We start from the raw sequence: 15,371 nt of genomic DNA, 5'->3' as shown, positions 1-15,371 counted from the left end.
TCGGTCACCGATGACCGTCGATGGGTCCGTGGCGCGGACGGCTGCCTCTACAATGGCCGGTTCTGGCGAGCAGGGGCGTCCGCGATGTGCGCCAAGAAGCGCGCCAGGAAGGCAGGCCGCCGCTGCGGGAGAAGGAGCGGCGTGCGGAGGAAGGCATGCGCCCCGGGGGCCGTTAGCTCAGTCGGTTAGAGCAGAGGACTCATAATCCTTTGGTCGCAGGTTCGAGCCCTGCACGGCCTACCACCCCCTCCCCCTGCGCTCGCTTCCACGTACTGGATATCGAGACGCACCGCAGCAGCGCCACCCTGGCGAAGCCCCGGTCGACATCACCATGCCAAAGGTCCACCCCCGCTGCAGCGCAGAGGTCGACCCGGCCACCGCTCACGCCAGCATCGAGATGGCGCACGAGGGGCCCGCGACCGTCCCGCCCGGGCCTCTGCCTGCCGGTCAGCGGGGCAGCTTCAGCCGCCACAGGTCGTAGCGCTCGGCGCCCGGCTTGACCGCCCCGGCAAAGTGCGCATTGAGCCGGCTGGCCGTGAACACCAAGTCACCATCAGGCGTGAGGGTCGCCGTATCGGGCCAGTACACATCCTCATTCGCACCCAGCAACTCCATGCGCCGGGTCTGCGGATCGAAGCGGACAATGCCGTTGTGGCTGACGTCGGTGATGTACAGCCGGCCGTCGGCCGCTGCCACGATGCCATCGGTGTTGCCGCCGACGTCTCCCAGCAGGGTCACCGCGGCAGCGAGCTGCGCGTCGCTGGCGCTCGAGCGCAGCAGCGCTGCCGGCAGGCTGTAGGCCTTCGTGCTGGTCGTCACGGTCCAGTACAGCGTGTCCCCGCTCGGCGACAGCGCGATGCCGTTGATGCCCAGCGTCAGCGGATGGCCCGGCCAGACCGCCTCGCCATGGGCAGTGACCTTGACGCCCGCTTCCGGCATGACCGAAACATGGCGATCGAGCACGCGGCGCGCCCGCCCGCTCTCCAGATCCACCACGATGATGGCGGCCTGGTTCCTGGGCGCGCTGCGCAGACCGCTGTCGGAGATGTAGGCGAGCTTGCGCCGCTCGTCGACGGCAAGGTCGTTCAGGAAGCTGCCCTTGCGGTCCGCCACCGCGTCCAGGCCGATGCGCTTCACCGTGCGTCCGCTTTTCAGGTCGTACACCACGATCTTCTGCGCGCCCACCGGCGCTTCGGGCTCTCCGGCCACGAACCCCATGTCCAGGGCCCAGAGCCAGCCGTTGCGGGCATCAACATGGAAGCCGAGCACGTTCCGCAGGTGCTGCTCGGGCGCCGCGGCGACGGAATTGCCTTCAGCGGAAGGAAAAGCCCGTAGCCGTGCGGGACCGGATTCATGACCGGTGTGCAAGACGCTCAAGGTCGCCGGGGACCGGGCCGAGATGAGGCGCGGCGTGCTGACGAAGGCGCGGCCAGCCCGGTCGAAGTGAAGGCCCGCGATGGGCGCATTCACCGAATCGGCATCCGCCGTGTTGCCCTCGGCCGGCGCCTCCCAGGTCACCCCGGCGTAGCTTCTCCAGCGCTCCATGGCGGCCGGCTCTGTGGCGCCGGCCGGCGCCATCGCGGCGGCAAAGGAGAGGGACAGAAGAGACATCATCCGTTTCATGTCAGCCGTCCTCACAGGATGGAGCGGTAGCTGCCACCCTCGACGCGCACCGCCGCGCCGTTCGATGCGGCCCCCAGCGGGCTGGCCAGCAGCGCCACCATCGCTGCGATCTCGTCGGCCTCGATCATCCGGGCGAGCAGCGAGCTGGGCCGGTGCGTCTTGAAGAAATGGGCCTCGATCTCGGCGTCCGTCATCCCGGGTCGCGGCGCCGTCTGGCGCAGGTACTCGACGATGCCCTCCGAGCGGGTGGCGGCCGGCAGCACGCTGTTGACGGTCACGTCGCTGCCCTTGGTCAGCTCGGCCAGGCCACGCGCCACGGCCAGCTGCGCCGACTTGCTGACGCCGTAATGCACCATGTCAGGCGGAGTGAATGCACCGACCTCGCTGGAGATGAAGATCACGCGGCCCCAGTTGCGTGCCAACATGCGCGGGAAGTAGTGGCGAGACAGCCGGATGCCCGACATCACGTTCAGCTCGATCATGCGGAACCAGTCGTCATCGGTGATCTCGGCGAACGGCTTGGCTTCGTAGAACCCGAGGTTGTTCACCAGGATGTCGGTGTCGTGCAGCTGCTCGGTGAGCTGGGCAGCGCCGCGGGCGGTGCCGAGGTCCGCGCTCACGGCATCGACCATCGCGCCCGGTGCCGCAGCACGGATCTGCCGAACAGCCGCCTCGAGCTTGCCCGCCTGGCGGCCGGTGATGGCCACCGCCGCACCCTCCTGCGCCAGCCTCTTGGCGATGGCCAGCCCGATGCCGGCGGTCGCTCCGGTGACCAAGGCGGTCTTGTCCTTCAGTTTCAAATCCATCTTCAGTCCTTTCAGGGTCGGTACAGTCGCATGGCTGTCCCGAGTCCGCGGAACTTTGTCAGGCATCGACCGAGGCAAAAAGCCGCTGCAGGGAACAGCAATCTGGAACTGCGTTCACAAGCGAGCGGGGCGAACTGTCAGGATGGAAAACCGAAGCGGAGAGATGTCGGTGTTTGTGAGGGTCGTGCAGGACGGCAGCTTTTCCGCCGCTGCGAAATCGCTCGACATGACGCCCTCGGCGGTGAGCAAGCTCATCACCCGCCTGGAGGAGCGCCTGGGGGTCGTGCTGTTCCTGCGCTCGACACGGGAACTCACGCTGACCACGGAGGGCGAGGCCTTCTTCGATGCCTCGGTCCGGATCCTCGACGACCTGGAGGAAGCCGAGCAATCCATCGGGGCCGGCTCGGTGGAGCCGAAGGGGATCCTTCGAGTCAATGCCTCCATCCCCTTCGGGACCCACCAGTTGCTCCCGCTGCTGCCGGAATTCCATCGGCGCTATCCCAAGGTGGCCCTCGACATCTCGCTCACCGACCAGGTGGTCGACCTGGCGCGCGAGCGGGTGGACGTTGCGGTGCGGGTCGGCCGCCTGGCCGATGCGGCGTTCAAGGCCCGGCTTCTGGGCGTGAGCCGCTATGCCGTGGTGGCGAGCCCGGACTATCTGCGCCGGCATGGCAGCCCGGCCCATCCCGGCGAGCTGGCCAAGCACACCTGCCTGGGCTTCAACTTCAAGCGATCGGTCTCGCAATGGCCTTTCAAGATCGCCGGGCAGTCGACCGAACTGTCGGTACAGGGACCGGTGGTCACCAACAACGGGGAGACGCTGCGAGGCCTCACCTTGAGCGGGATGGGCATCAGCCGGCTCGGCCGGTTCCACATCGACAACGACCTGCGGGAGGGTCGCTTGATCCAGCTGCTGGAGGACTTCAACCCGGGCGACGTCGAGGAACTGCATGCGGTCTTCCCGGCGAAACGCCACATGTCGCGCCGGGTTCGGGTGTTCATCGACTTTCTCGCCGAGCGGATCAGCCCGCAGCTGCAGGAGGCGTCCAGGCCGCTGGCTCCGGTTGTGGAAGGCTGAGCCGCACCGGCCTGGCCCTCGCACGTGCCAACAAGGGCCCAGGCGCGCGCCACGCCTCTGCACGCCTGGGGCAACTGTCTCAGTGCCCGAACAGGCGATCCACCATAAGACAGATTCCGATCACCCGCCCCCGGCTCCCGGCGCGTTCGGCTGCAACAAGCTGCACAGCCGCTCGAAGTCCACCGGCTTGGCCAGATGGTGATCGCAGCCGGCCTGCAAGGCCGCCAGGCGGTCTTCCTCGCGGGTCCACCCGCTGAGCGCGATGAGCAGCAGGGGGCGGTCCGTGGCTCGCAGGCGCAGGCGGCGGGCCACTTCCAGCCCACCGAGACGCGGCAGGGCAAGGTCCAGCAGCACACAGTCCGGCCGCCACCGCTCGACCGCCTGCAGGGCTTGCTCGCCATCCGGTGCCACCTGCGTCTCGTGGCCCAGCAGGGTGAGCAACTGGGCCAGCGTGCCGGCCGCTGCCTCACAGTCGTCGACCACCAGGATGCGCAAGGGCGGCGCGTCAGCCGTCGCCATGCGGTCCGGGCGGGGCCAGGACGCGGGCCGCGCCGGGCCAGGATGTTCGCTCGTTGATGACATGCTGCATCTCCCGCTGCCGTCGCCTCTCCAGGCGAGCAATCGCAATACCTCGCACCAGCGGCAGCCGGCGCCTTGCCGAGCGCCAGCGCGTGCAGGGCGCAACGTGGTAAGGGCTACACCCTGCCCTGCAGGTCTACCCGGCGTCGCTGCCGCCTGTGCGTTTTGAGATGTCGTGAACCACCCGGCGCTTCTTAGAATGACCGGATGAGCGCCGACACTTCTGCACTGCCCGACACGGGCGAACTGGCTCGCAGCAGCCTCAACTTTCCTGTCGTCGGCATCGGCGCATCCGCGGGGGGGCTCGGTGCGCTGGTCCGCTTCTTCGAGCAGATGCCGGCGGACAGCGGCATGGCCTTCGTCGTCATCCTGCACCTCTCGCCCGACCACGCGAGCAACGCGGTCGCGATGCTGCAAAGCGCCACCCGCATGCCAGTGCTCCAGGTGACCCAGGCCACCAGCATCGAGGCAAACCGCGTCTACGTGATCCCGCCCGGCAAGCTGCTGTCGATGAACGACAGCTACCTGCGTGTGACCGACGGCGAGCGGCCGGCGGGGCGCCATATCACCATCGACCTGTTCTTCCGCGCACTCGCCCTGGTGCATGGCGAACGGGCCTTCGGCATCGTCTTGTCGGGCACCGGATCGGACGGCGCCGGCGGCATCGCCCGGCTCAAGGAACAAGGCGGCGTCACGCTGGCCCAGTCGCCCGACGACGCTGAGTTCGATGGCATGCCCCGTGCCGCCATTGCCACCGGTGCGGTGGACTGGGTGCTGCCGGTCAGCGACATGGCGCAAAAGCTGATCGACATCTGGCACAACGCCCGCGCCATCGAGCTGCCGAAGGCCGACGAGGATCTGCTCCGTCCGGAGCAGACCACCTCAGCCAGCGCCCAGAAGGATGCGGAGGAGGCGCTGCGCGACATCATGCTGCTGGTCCGCACACGCACCGGCCATGACTTCAAGCACTACAAGCGGGCCACCGTGCTGCGGCGGCTGGAACGCCGGCTGCAGGTGAACGCGCTGCCCAACCTGCCGGCCTACCGGCGCTTCCTGCAGGGCCAGCCGGACGAGGCGCGGGCCCTGCTCAAGGACCTGTTGATCGGCGTCACCAACTTCTTCCGTGACCGCGAGGCTTTCGATGCCCTGGAGCGCGAGGTGGTGCCCCGGCTCTTCGAGGACGACGGCCAGGCGGAATCCATACGCACCTGGGTCGCCGGCTGCGCCACCGGTGAGGAGGCGTATTCCCTGACGATGCTGCTGTGCGAGCGTGCCGCGTCGCACACCCATCCACCCGACATCCAGGTGTTCGCCACCGACATCGACCACCAGGCGATCGCAGTGGCCCGCAGCGGCGCCTACCCCGAAGCCATCGTCACCGACGTGCCGCCAGCCCGGCTGCGCCAGTTCTTCCAGAAGGAAACGAGCCAGTACCGGGTGCGGCAGGAAGTGCGCGAGAAGGTGCTCTTCGCCGCCCACAACATCCTGCGCGACCCGCCGTTCTCGCGGCTCGACCTGATCTGCTGCCGCAACCTGCTCATCTACCTCGACCGCGAGGTGCACCCGCGGATCTTCGAGATGTTCCATTTCGCGCTGCGGCCCGGCGGCTACCTGTTCCTGGGCAGCTCGGAATCGGCTGATGCGGCATCGCAGCTGTTCTCGGTGGTCGACAAGAAGAACCGCATCTACCGGGCCAACATCGTGCCGCACACGGCCCGTTATGCCTCGACCCTGCCCGTCAACGTGCACGAAGCACCGCCGACGGGCGTGCGCGACCTGCCCACCGAGAAGCGCAAGGTCACCTACGCCGACCTGCACAAGCGCCTCACCGAGCAGTACGCCCCGCCGAGCGTGCTGATCGATGCCGAAGCGAACATCGTCCACCTCTCCGAGCAGGCCGGCCGCTTCCTGCGCTACACCGGCGGCACACCCTCGCACCACCTCCTGACCCTGGTGCGGCCCGAGCTGAGGCTGGAGCTGCGGACCGCGCTGTACCAGGCGCTGCAGACGGGCAAGAGCGTCGAGGCGCGCCGGGTGCGGCTCGACGACGAGGAGAAGGTCCGCTACGTGAACATGGTGGCCCGCCCGGTGCAGGAGCCGTCCGCGCTCGGCCAGGCGCCGCTGGTACTGGTGCTGTTTGCGGAGGTGGAAGACACCATGGGCATCACCGCGGTGGGCGGCAATGAGGACGCACGCGATCCGCTGGTGATCCAGCTCGACGAGGAACTGAAACAGATCAAGGACCAGTTGCAGAACGTCATCGAGCAGTCCGAGACGTCCACCGAGGAGCTGAAGGCCTCCAACGAGGAGCTGCAGGCCATCAACGAAGAGCTTCGCTCCACCACCGAGGAGCTCGAGATCAGCAAGGAGGAGCTGCAGTCCATCAACGAGGAGCTGATCACCGTCAACCTCGAACTCAAGACCAAGGTCGAGGAAACCGGCAAGATCAACGATGACCTGCAGAACCTGATCGCCTCCACCGACATCGCCACCGTCTTCATCGACCGCGCGATGTCCATCAAGCGCTACACGCCCCGGGCAACGCAGATCTTCAGCATCATCCCGAGCGACGTCGGCCGCTCGCTGCTGGACATCCGCCACCGGCTGGACTACGACCGCCTGGCCGAGGACGCGGCCGATGCGTTCCAGTCGCTCAAGCAGATCGAACGCGAGGTGAGCAGCATCGACGGCCGCTGGTACCTGGCCCGGCTGCTGCCCTACCGCACCACCGAAGACCGCATCGCCGGCGCGGTGCTCACCTTCATCGACATCACCAGCCGCCGCCACGCGGAAGAGCGCATCCAGCTGGTGGCCGAAAGCATGAAGGACTACGCCATCGTCACGATGGACCTGGACGGCCGCATCACCACCTGGAACCGCGGGGCAGAGCGCATCTTCGGCTACTCGGACGCGGAGGTGGCCGGGCAGATCCCGTCCTTCCTGTTCGCGCCCCATGCGGGCCAGCCCTACCGCCTGGAGGACGCCATGCGGCAGGCCCGCGAAGAAGGCCGGGTGGAAGACGACCGCTGGCACCTGCGCAAGGACGGCAGCCGCATTTTCTGCAGCGGCATCATGACGCCGCTGTACCGCGACGGCGAGCTGCAAGGCTACGCGAAGATCGCGCGCGACCTCACCGGCTCCAAGCACATGGAGGCCGAGCGAGAACGGCTGCTCAAACGCGAAGCGGAGGAACGGGCCACCGCCCAGGCCGCCAGCGACCTGAAGGACGAGTTCCTGGCCATCATGTCGCACGAGCTGAAGAACCCGCTCAACCTGATCCAGATGAACGCCGAGCTGCTCACCCGCCTGCCCGGCGCGCGAGAGCTGCCGGGGGTGGTGCAGGCAGCCGAGACCATCCATCGCACGGTGCTCAGCCAGGCGCAGATCATCGACGACCTGCTCGACCTGTCGCGGCTGAACACCGGCAAGCTCCTGCTGAAGCTGGCGCCGGTGGACTGCGCGGCCATCGTGCATCGCATTGCGAGTGCGGCGGCCGCCGACGCGGCCAGCAAGGGACTGGAGGTGCAGCTCGACCTGCCGCAAGACCCGGTCTTCCTGCTGGCGGATGCGGTGCGCATCGAGCAGGTGGTGTGGAACCTGGTCAGCAACGCGGTCAAGTTCACGCCACGGGGCGGGCGGGTGGCGCTGCAGCTGCAGGTGGAGCAGGACCATGCCTGCCTGAAGGTGTCCGACAACGGCAAGGGCATCGAGCCGGCCTTCCTGCCCAAGGTGTTCGACATGTTCGAGCAGGCAGAGTCGCGCAGCATCCGGCATGAAGGCGGACTGGGCATCGGGCTGGCCCTGGTGAAGCAACTGGTGGAGCTGCATGGCGGCCGGGTGGAAGCGTCTTCCGAAGGCCCGGGCAAGGGCACCACCTTCACGGTCTGGCTGCCGATGCAGACTGACGATCCCGCCGCCAGCCCGCTCGGTGCGGCCGGCATGCAGGGGGGCCTCGAAGGGGTGCGCGTGCTGCTGATCGACGACGAGCGCCAGACCGCCGAAACGCTGCGCCAGTTGCTGCAGCTCGAAGGGGTGGACGTGAGCGTGGCCGGCAGCGCGGCCGATGCACTGCACATTGCCGAACAGGCCAGCTTCGACGTCATCGTCTCGGACATCGCCATGCCCGGCATGGACGGCTACCAGCTCGCGCAGCAGTTGCGAGGCACGCGCCGGCATGCCGACACACGACTGGTCGCGGTCAGCGGTTTCGGGCGGGCGGTGGACGTGCAGCGTGCCATCGGAGCGGGCTTCGACGCCCACCTGAGCAAGCCCGTCACGATGGAGCAGCTGCTCGGCACCCTGCGCCAGGTGCTGAAAGGCCCGGCGGGCAAGCGCAGCAGCTGAGGCCGGCGGCCGGCCGGCCCCCCGGTCAGCCCAGGTCCACGCAGCTCAGCTGCACGCCCAGCTCCGCCAGCAGGGCCAGCTCCGGATGCTCGGCGGGGGCGGTGGTGTACAGCCGGTGCAACTGCCCGGCGCCGGCCACCCGCCAGGCCCCCTGGCCGCCCACCTTGGCGGCCCCCACCATGGCCCACACGCGGCGGGCATTGCGCATCATGGCCTGCTTCACCGCCAGCTCATCGAAATGGTCGCAGTGCAGGCCGGCTGCAGCCGAGACCGTGCACACCCCCACCAGGCACAGGTCCGCCTGCACGGACTCCACCAGCCGCAGCGCCTCCGGCCCGCACAGCGAGGCCGATTCCCGGTGCAGCCGCCCGCCGGCCAGGATGACCTCGCAGCGGGTGTGATCGGCCAGGGCCAACGCCGTCTCGGGGCTGGTGGTGATGACGGTGAACGGCAGCGAGCGCGGCAGCTGTCGCGCCAGCAGTGCGTTGGTGGTGCCGCTGTCGACCAGCAGCCGTTCTCCGCCTTGCAGCTCGCGCAGCACGGCGGCCACCAGCACCGCCTTCTCCTGCTCGTCCGCGCCGACACGCTCGCTCCAGTTGGCGCCTGGCGCGGTCGGCGAGAGTGGCAGGGCGCCGCCGTGCACCCGCCGCAACAGGCCTTGCTCCGCCATGTCGTTGAGGTCGCGCCGGATGGTGTCTTCCGACACCTTGAAGAGCTGGACCAGTTGCTGGGCCTTCACCTTGCCCTGGCGGGCCAGCAGGTCGAGGATGTAGTGCCGCCGTTCGTCGGCGAGCAGGTCGTGGACTGCCTGGGTCATGGGGCGCATCCTCTCATGGGCGGCTGCGCGGCGCGATGCCGGCAGCGAGCACCGCCACCCCGGCACAGGCGGCCACCACCAGCAGCAGCGAGCTGCCAAAGGACCACACGCTGCTCCACAGGCCCACCAGCGGCGGCCCCACCAGGAACCCGACGAAGCCGATGCCCGAGACGAAGGCGATGGCGGCCTCCGGTGCGCGTGCGTCGCCCTGGGGCGCCAGCGCAAACACAATGGGGATCACGTTGGACAGCCCCAGGCCCACCAGCACGAAGCCGAGCAAGGCCGCCTCGCGTGCCCCGCCCCACACGCACAACCCCGCCCCCAGCGCTGCGAGGGCGCAGCCGGGCAGCAGCACCGCCGCGCTGCCGTGGCGGTCGCGCAGCCGGTCGCCGGTGAAGCGGCCGAACGCCATGGCGGCAGAGAAGACGCCGAAGCCGGCCACCGCCACGGCCGGCGAGGCGGCGAAGGCCTGCGCCATGTAGATGGCGGACCAGTCGTACATCGTGCCTTCGCACAGCAGGCACAGCAGCGCCGCCGCCCCCAGCCGCCACACCATGGCGGACCGGCGCGCCGGCGCGGTGGTGGGAGGCGCGCCGGCGGCCGGCCCGCCGCCTTCTCCCGGGGCCAGGGCCAGCAGCGACAGCAGCAGGGCCGCCGGCACCGCCAGCCACAGCGCATGGCCGCCCGCCAGCCACAGGCCGGCCGCCACGGCAGCCGCCAGCGCGCCACCGCTGCTGAACATGGCATGCAACTTCGACATGATGGCGCGCCGGCTGCGGGCTTCCAGCGCGACCGCGCTGCTGTTGATCGCAACGTCGAAGGCGGCGCTGGACCAGCCGAACACGAAGGCGGTCAATGCAAGGGGCACCGAATCGGACACCAGCTGGGTGGCCAGCATGGAGTAGGCGGCGAGCGCCCCTGTCACCCGGGTGAACAGCGTGGCCCCGACCGCCCGCGACACCGCAGCGCAACTCAGGAAGGCGAGCACGGAGCCCGCGGCGAGTGCCAGCAGCACCAGCGCCAATTGCTGCTCGGTGTAGCCGAACCGGGCCTTCAGCCCGGGCAGGCCGGTGGCCCAGCACCCCATCAACAGCCCCAACGCGAGGAACCGCGCGCCGCACAGCAGGATCTCCCGTTGCACCGGCGACGCGGCTGTGACGGAGCTCACTCGCCCTTCCGTGATTTCCATGCAAATCCCCTTGTAATCCAGATCAAAACCGCAGAATACGGATTAGAGCAGGACTGACCGAGCTATGCAACGCAGAGATTTGCGGCTTTATTCGGGTTTTTCAGGCGGCAGGCGGCAGGCGGCAGGCGGCAGGCGGCAGGCGGCAGGCGGCAGGCGGCAGGCGGCAGGCGGCAGGCGGCAGGCGGCAGGCAGCAGGCAGCAGGCAGCAGGCAGCAGGCAGCAGGCAGCAGGCAGCAGGCAGCAGGCAGCAGGCAGCAGGCAGCAGGCAGCAGGCAGCAGGCAGCAGGCAGCAGGCAGCAGGCAGCAGGCAGCAGGCAGCAGGCAGCAGGCGGCTGAAGCTGAGGTTGCGGACGAGCGGCGGGCATCCGCTGCACAGCGGCTCTGCCGGAGCACGCGGCACGACATGCAGTCGCCCCCGCCGGCTGCTCGCCCGGCCCAGCGGCCGGGGCGGCAGGGCACCGGCTGCGCCAGGACACCTGGGGTGAGGCGTGGTCGGACATCGTGCCCCTCGGCGGGTGCGACTTGGGGCCCGGAGGACGGGCGGCCTGCCCCTACCCTCCGACCCGCGACCGTCGATGCAGGCGCCAACCGCTCGCGGTCGGCGCCTGGCGTAGCGCTGCTTATGCCGGGTAGAGCCCGCGCACGCGCGCCTGCAGGCGCGTGAGCCCGAGCAGGGCGTCGATGTGCGGCGTCGGTTCGCCGAGCTGCTGCGCGATCTCCCGCACCGCGCCCAGCAAGGGGTCCAGCTCGATGGGCCGGCCGGCTTCAACGTCTTGCAGCATCGAGGTCTTGAAGGCGCCCAGCTGGCGAGTCACGGCGCAGCGTTCCTCGCCGGTCTGCGCAATCGGGCAGCCGATGCGCTCGCCGATGCGGCGAGCCTCGGACATCACGTCCAGGCAGAAGCGGAGCACCAGCGGGTCGTCGAGGATGCGGTCGCAGGTCGCACCCGTGAGGGCCGACACCGGGTTCATCGTCATGTTGCCCCAGAGCTTGTACCAGATGTCCTGCTGGATGCACGCCGACGCCTCGGCCTGGAAGCCGGCGCCTTCCAGCAGGGCAGCCAGCCGCTGCAGCCGCTCGCTCTTGCCGCCAGCCGGCTCACCGAGGATCAGGCGCCGGCCGAAGCCGTGCCGCACCAGGCCCGGCTCCGGCATCGAGCAGGTGGCATGCACCACGCAGCCGATCACCCGGGCCGCCGGAATCGCGGCGGCCACCGATCCATCCGGATCCACCGAGCGCAGCCTGAGGCCGGATGGCCCGGCGCCAAAGCCGTCGAAGAACCACCAAGGCACCCCGTTCATGGCGGTCAACACCACCGTGTGCGGGCCGAGCAGGGGCGCGATGCCGGCCGCCACCCCGGGCAGCGCCTGGCCCTTGACGGCCACCACCACCAGGTCCTGCGGGCCCAGGCTGCGCGGGTCTTCGGCCACCCGGGCCGGCGCTTGCAGCAGCCTGTCGGCGCTCTGCAGGCGCCAGCCGTGCTCCCGCAGGGCCTGCGCATTGGGGCCGCGAGCCACGGCGGACACCGCGAGGCCCTGCGCCGCCAGGCGGGTGCCGATGAACCCGCCGATCGCGCCGGCGCCATAGATGCAGACTGTCTCGATGCCTTGGGCCACGGGCCGGCCCTCCTTCCGTTGCTGGCGGTGAGTGGATGTGGCCGGCAGCTTAACTGCAGCGGGGCGCGGTGGCTGCCATGACGACGGCCGCAGCCTATGATCCTGGGCTCTCCTTCTGGCTTGCCGCCCCGACCTCTTTTGAACGACCGACCGCTCTTCACCGCCCTGCCGCCGGCGCTGCTGCGCCTGTGCCCCTGGCTCGACCGGCTGACGCCCGCCAGCCTGCGGGCCGACCTGCTCGCCGGCCTGCTCGGTGCGGTGCTCGTGCTGCCGCAAGGCATCGCCTTTGCGACGCTGGCGGGGCTGCCGCCGTCGTATGGCCTCTACACCGCCATCCTGCCGTGCGCAGTGGCGGCCTTGTTCGGCTCCAGCTGGCATGTCGTGTCGGGCCCCACCAATGCCAACTCGCTGGCCTTGTTCGCCATGCTCACGCCGCTGGCCGTGGCAGGCAGCCCGCGCTACATCGAGCTGGCCCTGGCCGTCACGGTGCTGGTCGGGCTGATGCAGGCGGCCATTGCGTTGCTGCGACTCGGCGCACTGGCCAACTTCATCTCGCCGGCAGCGCTGCTTGGCTTCACGGGAGGGGCGGCCGCACTGATCGCGATCCATGCACTGAAAGACCTGGGCGGCTTCGGCCACCCGGCCAGCCACAGCGTGGCCGCGGTGCTGCAGTACCTCGCGGAGCACTGGCGCGAGGCGCGCCCCGGTGCGCTGCTGGTGGGCCTGTCGACCCTGGCCGCCGCCCTCGCCTGCAAGCGCTGGCGACCGCGCTGGCCCGGCCTGCTGCTGGCACTGGCAGGCGCCACCGTGCTGGCCGCACTGCTGGAGCGGCGCGGCGGCAGCTGGGCGCTGCCGGTGGTCGGCACGGTGCCGTCCGCCTGGCCGCCGCTGCATGTGCCGCAGCTGGACGTGAAGCTGCTGCCGGAGCTGCTGGGACTGGCCTTCGCGCTGACCATCGTCGCGCTGGGCCAGGCCATCTCGATCGCCAAGGCGGTGGCGGCGCGCTCCGGCCAGCGGCTGGACACCAACCGTGAATTCCTCGGCCAGGGGTTGTCCAACATCGTCGGCGGCTTCTTCTCGTCGTATGTGTCGTGCGGCTCGCTGAACCGCTCGCTGCCCAACCTGGAGGCCGGCGCCCGCACCCCGCTGGCCGCCGTGTGCTCGGCCCTGCTTCTGCTCGGCCTGGTGGCGCTGGGGGCGCCGCTGCTGGGGCACATCCCGATGGCCGGCATCTCGGGCCTGCTGCTGTTGGTGGCCTGGAACCTGCTGGATCCCGGCCGCTGGCGGCGGCTGGCGCGCAGCGACGCCACCGAGTTCGGCATCGCCGCTGCCACCTTCGTCGCCACCGTGACGATGCGGCTGGAGATGGCCATCCTGCTCGGCACGCTGCTGTCGCTGGTGAGCTATCTGTGGCGCACCTCCAAGCCGGCCATGCGCACCATGGGCTTCGACACGATGGCCGAGGAGCGCCATTTCGTCGTGCTCGAGGATGCCGAGCCCGCGCTGCCCGAATGCCCGCAGCTGAAGTTGCTGCGCATGGAAGGGTCGGTCTACTTCGGCGCGGCCCAGCATGTCTCGGACCGGCTGCACGCCCTCAGGCAACCGCCCGACGCTGCCCGCCACTTGCTGGTGATGGCCAAGAGCATGAACTTCATCGACGTCGCCGGCGCCGAGGTCTGGGAAGCCGAGCTCGCCACGCGCCGGGCGGCCGGCGGCGACCTCTACTTCCACCGGCCGCGACCGCCGGTGCTGCAGATGTGGGAGCGCACCGGCTTCATCGAGGTGCTGGGGCGCGACCATGTCTTTCCCGACAAGCGCACCGCCATCGGCAGCATCTTCAAGCAGCTCGACCCGCGGCTGTGCGCGGCCTGCCGGGCGCGGGTGTTCTGGGAATGCAAGACGGCGCCTTTCCGGCCGACGCCGCCGCCCGGGGAAGCCGGCAAAAAAGAGCCCCCGCCGCCAGAGGCGGGCGGGGGCGGACCTCCCAGTCAGACTTCCTCAGGCAGCGAGCCGGTCGACCGGCTCGAATGACTGCAGCGCGCGCTCCAGCGCGGCCACCGCCAGGTCGATCTCGGCGCGGTTCACCACGAGGGGCGGCGCCAGCCGCACCACCGTGTCATGCGTGTCCTTGCTGAGCACGCCTTCGGCCATCAGGGCTTCGCAAACCGCCCGCGCGGAGGCGAAGCGGGGATCGATCTCCACCCCCACCAGCAAGCCCTTGCCGCGCACCTCGAGCAGGGCCGGATGCTCGACCGCCAGCAGGCGCTCGCGCAGATAGCGGCCCTGGCGGTCGGCCTGCTCCGCCAGGCGATCGCGCTCCAGCAACTGCAGCGCCGCCAGCCCCACCGCGGCCGCCAGCGGGTTGCCGCCGAAGGTGCTGCCGTGGTCACCGGGGCCGAAGACCGACATCACCTCCTCCCGGGCCACGAAGGCCGACACCGGCAGCAGGCCGCCGCCGAGCGCCTTGCCCAGCGTCACGCCGTCGGGCTTCACCCCCTCGTGGTCGCAGGCCAGCATGCGGCCGGTGCGGCCCAGGCCGGTCTGCACCTCGTCGCAGATCAGCAGCACCCGGTGGCGGGTGCACAGCTCGCGCGCCGCGCGCAGGTAGCCTTCCGGCGGAACGACGATGCCGGCCTCGCCCTGGATGGGTTCGACGAAAAACGCCACGGTGTCGGGCGTGATGGCCCGCTCCAGGGCGGCGACGTCGCCGTAGGGCACCTGCACGAATCCGGGTGCGAAGGGACCAAAGCCGTGGCGGTACTGCGGCTCGCTGCTGAAGCCGACGATGGTGGTGGTGCGGCCGGCGAAGTTGCCGGCCGGCACGATGATCTGTGCCCGTCCTTCGGCCACCCCCTTGACGGTGTAGCCCCATTTGCGGGCCGCCTTGATGGCGGTCTCCACCGCCTCGGCGCCGGTGTTCATCGGCAGCGCACGGTCGAGGCCGGTCAAGCGGCACAGCTGCTCCAGGAAGGGGCCGAGCCGGTCGGTGTGGTAGGCGCGGGAGGTGACGGCCAGCGTCTGCGCCTGGCGGGTCAGGGCGGCCACCAGCTCCGGGTGCGAGTGGCCGAAGCTCACCGCCGAGTAGGCCGACATCATGTCCAGATAACGCCGGCCCGACTCGTCCCACAGCCACACGCCCTCGCCCCGGCTCAGCACCACCGGCAGCGGGTGGTAGTTGAGGGCGCCCCAGCGGGCTTCGAGCTCCATCGCAGTCGAGGATACGGCGGTCGGTGCGGCGGTCATGTTCTGTCTCTCCGGTCGGTGCTGACCACTCTAGGCGCGGCGGAGCGAAATTTGCGTGCCACTTGTTGTGCGGATT

At 69.8% G+C, this 15,371-nt stretch carries 10 protein-coding genes and 1 tRNA gene; 4 read left to right on the top strand and 7 right to left on the bottom strand.

Annotation, left to right across the window (positions count from 1 at the left end):
- Window positions 1–166: 166 nt before the first annotated feature.
- Window positions 167–243 (top strand) — tRNA-Ile (locus tag N7L95_RS19610).
- Window positions 244–447: 204 nt separating this feature from the next.
- Here the strand turns inward: N7L95_RS19610 and N7L95_RS19605 are convergent.
- Together N7L95_RS19605 and N7L95_RS19600 are read right to left on the bottom strand one after the other, a co-directional pair.
- The gene (locus N7L95_RS19605; RefSeq protein ID WP_363324849.1) at window positions 448–1,611 is read right to left on the bottom strand and encodes an L-dopachrome tautomerase-related protein; all 1,164 of its coding nucleotides are present in this window, start codon (window positions 1,609–1,611) and stop codon (window positions 448–450) included.
- A gap of 23 nt (window positions 1,612–1,634) precedes the next feature.
- A complete protein-coding gene (locus N7L95_RS19600; RefSeq protein WP_301256932.1) occupies window positions 1,635–2,429 on the bottom strand; it encodes an SDR family NAD(P)-dependent oxidoreductase in 795 nt (264 codons plus the stop codon).
- 163 nt (window positions 2,430–2,592) lie between these two features.
- Between N7L95_RS19600 and N7L95_RS19595 the strand changes: the two genes are divergently transcribed.
- Complete coding sequence (locus N7L95_RS19595; protein ID WP_301256931.1) at window positions 2,593–3,507, top strand: LysR family transcriptional regulator; 915 nt, start codon at window positions 2,593–2,595, stop codon at window positions 3,505–3,507.
- A 120-nt stretch (window positions 3,508–3,627) separates the two neighbouring features.
- Here the strand turns inward: N7L95_RS19595 and N7L95_RS19590 are convergent, their stop codons facing one another.
- A complete protein-coding gene (locus tag N7L95_RS19590; protein ID WP_301256930.1) occupies window positions 3,628–4,026 on the bottom strand; it encodes a response regulator in 399 nt (132 codons plus the stop codon).
- Window positions 4,027–4,293: 267 nt separating this feature from the next.
- Here N7L95_RS19590 and N7L95_RS19585 point away from each other — a divergent pair, with 267 nt between their 5' ends.
- Entirely contained in the window at window positions 4,294–8,430 is a 4,137-nt protein-coding gene (locus tag N7L95_RS19585) for a CheR family methyltransferase (protein ID WP_301256929.1), read from the top strand.
- Between the two features lie 25 nt (window positions 8,431–8,455).
- Here N7L95_RS19585 and N7L95_RS19580 read toward each other — a convergent pair whose 3' ends face one another.
- From N7L95_RS19580 to N7L95_RS19570, 3 genes are all read right to left on the bottom strand, one after another.
- Complete coding sequence (locus N7L95_RS19580; RefSeq protein WP_301256928.1) at window positions 8,456–9,247, bottom strand: DeoR/GlpR family DNA-binding transcription regulator; 792 nt, start codon at window positions 9,245–9,247, stop codon at window positions 8,456–8,458.
- Between the two features lie 13 nt (window positions 9,248–9,260).
- The gene (locus tag N7L95_RS19575; protein WP_301256927.1) at window positions 9,261–10,415 is read right to left on the bottom strand and encodes an MFS transporter; all 1,155 of its coding nucleotides are present in this window, start codon (window positions 10,413–10,415) and stop codon (window positions 9,261–9,263) included.
- 641 nt (window positions 10,416–11,056) lie between these two features.
- Complete coding sequence (locus N7L95_RS19570) at window positions 11,057–12,040, bottom strand: 2-dehydropantoate 2-reductase (RefSeq protein WP_301260190.1); 984 nt, start codon at window positions 12,038–12,040, stop codon at window positions 11,057–11,059.
- Between the two features lie 150 nt (window positions 12,041–12,190).
- Here N7L95_RS19570 and N7L95_RS19565 point away from each other — a divergent pair, with 150 nt between their 5' ends.
- Window positions 12,191–14,083, top strand: coding sequence for a SulP family inorganic anion transporter (locus N7L95_RS19565; RefSeq protein WP_435870031.1), 1,893 nt, complete (start codon window positions 12,191–12,193; stop codon window positions 14,081–14,083).
- Here the strand turns inward: N7L95_RS19565 and rocD are convergent.
- A complete protein-coding gene (rocD, locus tag N7L95_RS19560; protein WP_301256926.1) occupies window positions 14,051–15,295 on the bottom strand; it encodes an ornithine--oxo-acid transaminase in 1,245 nt (414 codons plus the stop codon). The genes N7L95_RS19565 and rocD overlap by 33 nt on opposite strands.
- Window positions 15,296–15,371: the final 76 nt, after the last annotated feature.

Source organism: Eleftheria terrae, assembly GCF_030419005.1.
In the GTDB taxonomy this organism is placed as follows: domain Bacteria; phylum Pseudomonadota; class Gammaproteobacteria; order Burkholderiales; family Burkholderiaceae_C; genus Caldimonas; species Caldimonas terrae.
Note: the sequence above shows the minus strand (reverse complement) of the source record. Positions and strands in the feature narration are given on the sequence as shown.